The 5,705-nt window shown below is 48.4% G+C and carries 6 protein-coding genes; 1 reads left to right on the top strand and 5 read right to left on the bottom strand.

The window, feature by feature from the left end:
* The 5 genes from ACXLDX_RS13360 to ACXLDX_RS13340 all read right to left on the bottom strand — a co-directional run.
* Window positions 1–446: rubrerythrin family protein (locus ACXLDX_RS13360; RefSeq protein WP_457577687.1), on the bottom strand; the 446-nt coding region annotated here is incomplete at its 3' end.
* 96 nt (window positions 447–542) lie between these two features.
* A complete protein-coding gene (locus ACXLDX_RS13355; RefSeq protein WP_457577686.1) occupies window positions 543–995 on the bottom strand; it encodes a Fur family transcriptional regulator in 453 nt (150 codons plus the stop codon).
* A gap of 69 nt (window positions 996–1,064) precedes the next feature.
* On the bottom strand, window positions 1,065–1,658 hold the full coding sequence (locus tag ACXLDX_RS13350) for an HD domain-containing protein (RefSeq protein WP_457577685.1): 594 nt from the start codon (window positions 1,656–1,658) through the stop codon (window positions 1,065–1,067).
* Complete coding sequence (gene hemE, locus ACXLDX_RS13345) at window positions 1,659–2,678, bottom strand: uroporphyrinogen decarboxylase (protein ID WP_457577684.1); 1,020 nt, start codon at window positions 2,676–2,678, stop codon at window positions 1,659–1,661.
* A gap of 77 nt (window positions 2,679–2,755) precedes the next feature.
* Window positions 2,756–3,823 (bottom strand): radical SAM protein, encoded by a 1,068-nt coding sequence (locus ACXLDX_RS13340; protein ID WP_457577683.1) that lies wholly within the window; start codon window positions 3,821–3,823, stop codon window positions 2,756–2,758.
* Between the two features lie 385 nt (window positions 3,824–4,208).
* Here ACXLDX_RS13340 and ACXLDX_RS13335 point away from each other — a divergent pair, with 385 nt between their 5' ends.
* Window positions 4,209–5,561, top strand: coding sequence for an FAD-dependent oxidoreductase (locus ACXLDX_RS13335; RefSeq protein ID WP_457577682.1), 1,353 nt, complete (start codon window positions 4,209–4,211; stop codon window positions 5,559–5,561).
* Window positions 5,562–5,705: the final 144 nt, after the last annotated feature.

Genomic DNA, 5,705 nt, shown 5'->3' with positions numbered 1-5,705 from the left:
CCATTGAACGTGAAACCGCATTTTGAACATTTCCACTTTATCGGTTCCTCCCTTTTGAAGACGCTACCCGCTTTCACCATGTCCAGGCATTTCCGGTAGCGGTCACGGTGGTGGGCCTCAATCCCGGCTATCTGTCTGAAAAGAGAGGCCGCTTCACTGTTTCCCTCTTCTTCCGCCTCTTTTGCAAAGGTGGGGTACATTTCAGTTGTCTCGTAATTTTCTCCATTAATGGCTTCCTGCAGGTTGGCAACCGTATCACCTATTCCGTTCAGCAGCTTGAAATGATCTTTGGCATGCTGTTCTTCGTTGGCCGCGCTTTCCTCAAATATCTTTGCAATGTAATGATAGCCTTCCTTTCTGGCCACGCCGGCGAAGAAGGTGTACATGTTTCTGGCCTGGGATTCTCCCGCAAAGGCGGCTTTCAGATTTTCAACTGTTTTATTCATGGTGTTCTCCCTGTGATTTGATACGAAATAATACTTTTTCCATTTTATTACTAGATAAGAATTAATCTTATAAAATTGGCAAAAAAAAACGGAGGTTCATCCACCACTTTCCGTCAGACATTTTTTGCACAAGCCATGGAGCTCCAGATGGCGGGCTCTGATTTTGCCGATGGAACCTATCCCTTCCGGAAGGGATGAATTGTCAAATTCAGGCCAGTAGACATCCTCAATTTTTTTGCAGCGGGTGCAGAAAAAATGGTGGTGCCTGTCCAGGTTGGCATCAAAAAGTGTGCGTTCACCTGTCAGTCGCAGTTTTTTAAGGATACCGAGTTCATCAAAGGTGGTCAGGGTCCGGTAGACCGTGTCCAGGGCAATGGTCGGCAGTCTCTTCTGCAGACGTCTGTGGATTGCTTCCGCTGAAGGGTGATCTTTGGCCGCCACCATTTCCTTGAAAATTTCAAGACGCTGGTGGGTCAGCTTGATTCCCGCTTCATTGCAGATCCGTTTCAGATGATCAAATTGTCCTTCAGTGGCTTTGGACGGGTTCATTTTCTGTTCTTGTTAAGATTAATTCTTGTTTAAGAATAAAACTTATTTTGTTGTTGTCAAATTTTATTTTCAGGAAAATTCAAAAATCTCTTCCTGAACACGTTTCGCGATCTGTTCAGGAGGAAAATCAAGAAAGGTGAAGAGATATTTTTCAAACTCCAGGCACAGGCTGAAATTTCTGCGGATGAATTTTTCCCTTTCCGGCTCACCGTTGCCATACCGTTTTATAATGTAGGTTAGGCGGCTGTCCAGGGAAACAATTTCGTCGTGCCGTACACGTTTGTCGGCATAATAGACGATTTCCTTTGGACCGAAAATCCCCTTTTGGTAGTGGGCTGCCGCGAAATTTTCCAGAATGACGTGCTCCCGGACGATTTCTCCAATCTCGGGGTAGCCCAGTTCGATACAGATAATCTCACCCTCAAGGTCATGGCGGCACTTTCCCTTGAGGCACCGTGTTTTGGCGATATCGTGGAGCAGCGCTCCGGCCAGGATCATGTCTTTTGGTGGCAGAGGCCGTGCTTTGCCATTCTTTTTCAGACCGTCTTCGAGCACCAGGGCGACCCTTGCCACCTGGAGTGAATGGGCACGGATATTGTCAAGCATCCGGTAGCGTTCCATGAACTCAAGGCACTGGTCAGCGGATGGAACAGGAATGCTCATCTACCGGCTGCTCAGTTCATGGACAAGGTCAACGGCCAGTTTTGCCTGTTCAGGCGGGGTAAACTGGTGGATACCGTGACCCAGGTTGAAGATATGGCCATGGGCGTCTTCAGCGTCTTTCAGCAGGTCAGCAATACGGGCTTTAAGCTCCTTTTTCGGCAGCAGCAGGGCAAAGGGGTCTATGTTTCCCTGGACCGCTTTTTTCCCGACCCGGCGAATGGCATCACCAATGTTGATACGCCAGTCAAGACCAATGACATCCGCTCCGGAGGTCACGGACAGATCCAGCAGGGTCGCGCCGTTGTTGGCGAAATAGATGAGGGGAATATCAAAATGCTGTAGCTCCTTTATGATTCTCTGGACATAGGGCAGGGCAAAGACGGCAAAATCCCGCGGGGCGAGGATTCCCGCCCAGGAATCAAAGATCTGCAGCGCCTGTGCCCCGGCCCTGGCCTGGGCCTGGAGATAGAGAACGGTGGCATCGGTGATTTTTTTCATCAGCAGGTGAAAATCATCGGGCCTGGTGAACATCATTTTCTTCGTTTCCCAGAATACTTTGGAGGAACCACCTTCAATTAGATAAGTGGCACAGGTGAACGGTGCGCCAGCAAAACCGATCAGGGGAACCTTCAGTTCTCCCCTCAGCAACCGGATGGTTTCCATGACAAATCCAGTGGCTTCGTCGGGGTCGGGAAGAATAAGCTGCTCTATTTCCGGTCGTGACCGGTAGGTTTGGGGAAAAACCGGGCCCCTTCCCTCGTGGAATTCCAGGGTCGCCCCCATGGCCTCCATGAGAATCAGGATATCCGAAAAGAGAATGGCAGCATCCATGTTGAGGATATCGATGGGTTGAAGCGTGACCTCAACACAGAGATCAGGGGATTTACACAGCTCCAGGAAGGTGACATTACCCCGGACTTTCTGATATTCAGGCAGGTAGCGTCCTGCCTGCCGCATCATCCAGATCGGGGTGTAATCGGTTTTTTCGCCACGGCACGCTTTTAAAAATGTGTCGTTCATATTTTTTCCGGTTTTTGGTAGATTTTGTTATTTATGAGTTACCCTGTGACCAATTACGGTTCATTTGCGGTTATGTTTCACGTCTTGTTTTTCAGTTTCCGGGGAACATAGCTGCAGAACGGCTCCTGGGCCAGAAAATCTCCTGTCATGGCGTAGGCTCTGGCTCGGCAGCCACCGCAGACGGAGACATATTCGCATTGGCCACAGTTATCTTTATACCCTTTAAAATCCCGGAGTTGAAGAAAAAGATCTGATTCCTCCCAGATTGTTCTGAATTCCGTTTTTTTAACATTACCCGCCGATTTAGGGAAATAGGAGCAGGGCAGAACCTCTCCGTCCACATCAATCAGACAGATAAGCTGACCCGCCAGGCATCCTTTTGAGCCGCCGGTGGAGAACTTCAGGTTCCGGCGCTTGAACTGTTCCCCTTCATCTCTGGCCTTCTGGCGGACAATTCGATAATAGTGAGGAGCACAGGTGGGGCGCATGAGGAGTTCGTCCTCATTTTTCTCCATTTCATAATGCCATTCCAGCATTTCGTCATAGATTTCTTCCGGAATAAGTTCTTCCATGATGTCTTCACCCCGGCCGGTGGGGACGATCATGAACATATACCAGGCGGTGGCTCCAAGTTTCTTGACGAGTTTGTAGATTTCAGGGACTTCCTTCCGGTTGCGGACGGTAAAGGAGGAGTTGATCAGAAAAGGAATATCATACTTTTTAAAAAGGGCTATGGCGTTCATGGTGCCGTCAAAGGCACCTTTCTGGTTGCGGAAATCATCATGGGTCTCCGCCTTTGCCCCGTCCAGGCTTAAAGAGACCATTTTGATGTCCACGTCTTTTATTTTCCGGCAGATCTCATCGGTGACCAGGGTGCCGTTTGTGGCAAGACACATGCGGAACCCTTTGGCTCCACCATATTCGGCAATTTCAAAAACATCTTTTCGCAGAAGTGGTTCTCCACCCGAAAGAACAAGGACGGGGCTGGCGTAGGAGCCGATGGAATCCATTATCGCCTTGGCCTCCTCAAGGGTAAAATCCGGATGCTCCTTTGCCTCCAGCTCCGATGATGAACGGCAATGCACACATTTAAGATTGCAGCGCCTGGTGATTTCCCAGGCAATCCATTTCGGTTCAAAATCCATGCAGTCTGCTCCCTGATGAAAACTCTGTAACAATGTAAATTGATTCCTGATTATCCATGATGCTCAGTCGGATTGGCAATACGCCTGGTAAAACAGACATATCCCGGATTCACAAATAGCAGGCTGAGTTTTGTATGTAATCAGAAATTGATTAAACAGCAACGACTCACAGTTTAACCATGAATTGTTTGAAAAGAAAGATGAATGTCATTTCCCGGATCTTCAGTAAAGAACAGAAAAATAAAATAATCATATGCACAAAATAGTTTTAGTGATTACTATAACTCCGGCTGGATGGTTTCCGGTCGGAGTAACTGCGGAATGACCTGTTTTATTATACTCGTAACAGGCCGAAAATATAGAAAATTCATTTACAGGAAGGAATGTGATGAAACAGATTGATGTACTGGTGATCGGCGGCAGCGCCGCGGGAATTGTCGCGGCAACAACGGCAAGGAGTTTTTATCCGGACAGGAAGGTGACACTGGTCCGAAAAGAGGAAAAGGTACTTGTTCCCTGCGGGATTCCGTATATGTTCGGCACTCTTGGCGGGAGTGAAAAAAATGTGGTGCCGGATCAGGTTCTGAGCGGGGCCGGTGTTGACCTGATTGTAGGGGAAGCGGTCTCAATTGATCAGGAGAAAAAAACGTGCAGTCTGGTTGATGGCTCTGTTCTGCAGTTTGAAAAACTTGTGCTGGCAACGGGTTCCACCCCTGTACAGCCGGGGTGGCTTGCAGGGACGGACCTGGAGAATGTCTTTTTTATTCCCAAGAACAAAGAGTATCTGGATAATCAGTCGATTGAATTTGAGTCGTGTGATAAAGTCGTTGTGATAGGTGGTGGCTTTATCGGTGTGGAAATGGCGGATGAACTTGTCAAGGCCGGTAAGGATGTCACCATTGTTGAACTGCTTCCCCATGTACTGAGTCTTGCCTTTGATGAAGAGCTGGCGGCAAAGGCGGAGGAGGCTTTGAAAAAAAGGGGTGTTAAAACAGTCTGTGGCAGAAAGGTTCAAAAGATAGTGGGGGATGGAAAAGTCTCGGCCGTGCTGCTTGATAACGGGGAAACACTGGATGCTGACGCGGTTATTCTTTCTGTCGGTTATCAGCCAAATTCACAGCTTGCGAAAAACGCAGGACTTGGAGTGAATGACCTGGGGTTTATCCGGGTGAATGAATATATGCGCACTGAAAATCCCGATATTTTTGCCGTGGGTGACTGTGCCGAGAAGTTCAGTTTTATCACCAGGACTCCAAAACGGACCATGCTTGCCTCCACTTCCTGCGCAGAAGCAAGAATTGCCGGGATGAATCTCTACAAGCTGTCGACAGTTCGTTCCTTTACCGGAACATTGTCCATCTTCTGTACAGCAATCGGCGATGAAGCCTTCGGTGCTGCCGGGGTGACTGAAAACCTGGCTAATGAGAGAGGTTTTGAAATTGTGACCGGCATGTTCGAGGGGATTGATCGTCATCCGGGCAGTCTGCCGGATACCCATGTGCAGATTGTTAAACTGATCGCTTCAGTTGATTCCGGTATTATTCTCGGGGGTGAGGTCTACGGTGGGTCGTCTGTCGGTGAGCTCACCAATCTTATCGGTTTCATAATCCAGAACAGAATGACGGTTGACGCGGTGCTGACTTCGCAGATAGGGACCCATCCCCTGCTGACGGCCCCTCCAACGGCCTATCCTCTTATCAAAGCGGCGGAAAGTATCGCCAGAAAACGTATCGGCTGAATTTCGCATTTTCTTTTCTGATTACGTATGAAACTCAGCCTGTTATTTGTGAGCCTGGGGATTGGGCCTGTTTTATCAGGCGTATTTCAAAAATCACATTAGACTGATTATAAAATGACCTGGACTGACACTTTTTCATTTGAA

Source organism: Desulfomarina sp. (genome assembly GCF_054039375.1).
This window is presented reverse-complemented; position numbering and strand designations above follow the sequence as displayed.

Coding starts and splice junctions, on each gene's coding strand:
- ACXLDX_RS13355 (WP_457577686.1), bottom strand. CDS start 995: ATGAACCCGTCCAAAGCCACTGAAGGACAATTTGATCATCTGAAACGG.
- ACXLDX_RS13350 (WP_457577685.1), bottom strand. CDS start 1,658: ATGAGCATTCCTGTTCCATCCGCTGACCAGTGCCTTGAGTTCATGGAA.
- hemE (WP_457577684.1), bottom strand. CDS start 2,678: ATGAACGACACATTTTTAAAAGCGTGCCGTGGCGAAAAAACCGATTAC.
- ACXLDX_RS13340 (WP_457577683.1), bottom strand. CDS start 3,823: ATGGATTTTGAACCGAAATGGATTGCCTGGGAAATCACCAGGCGCTGC.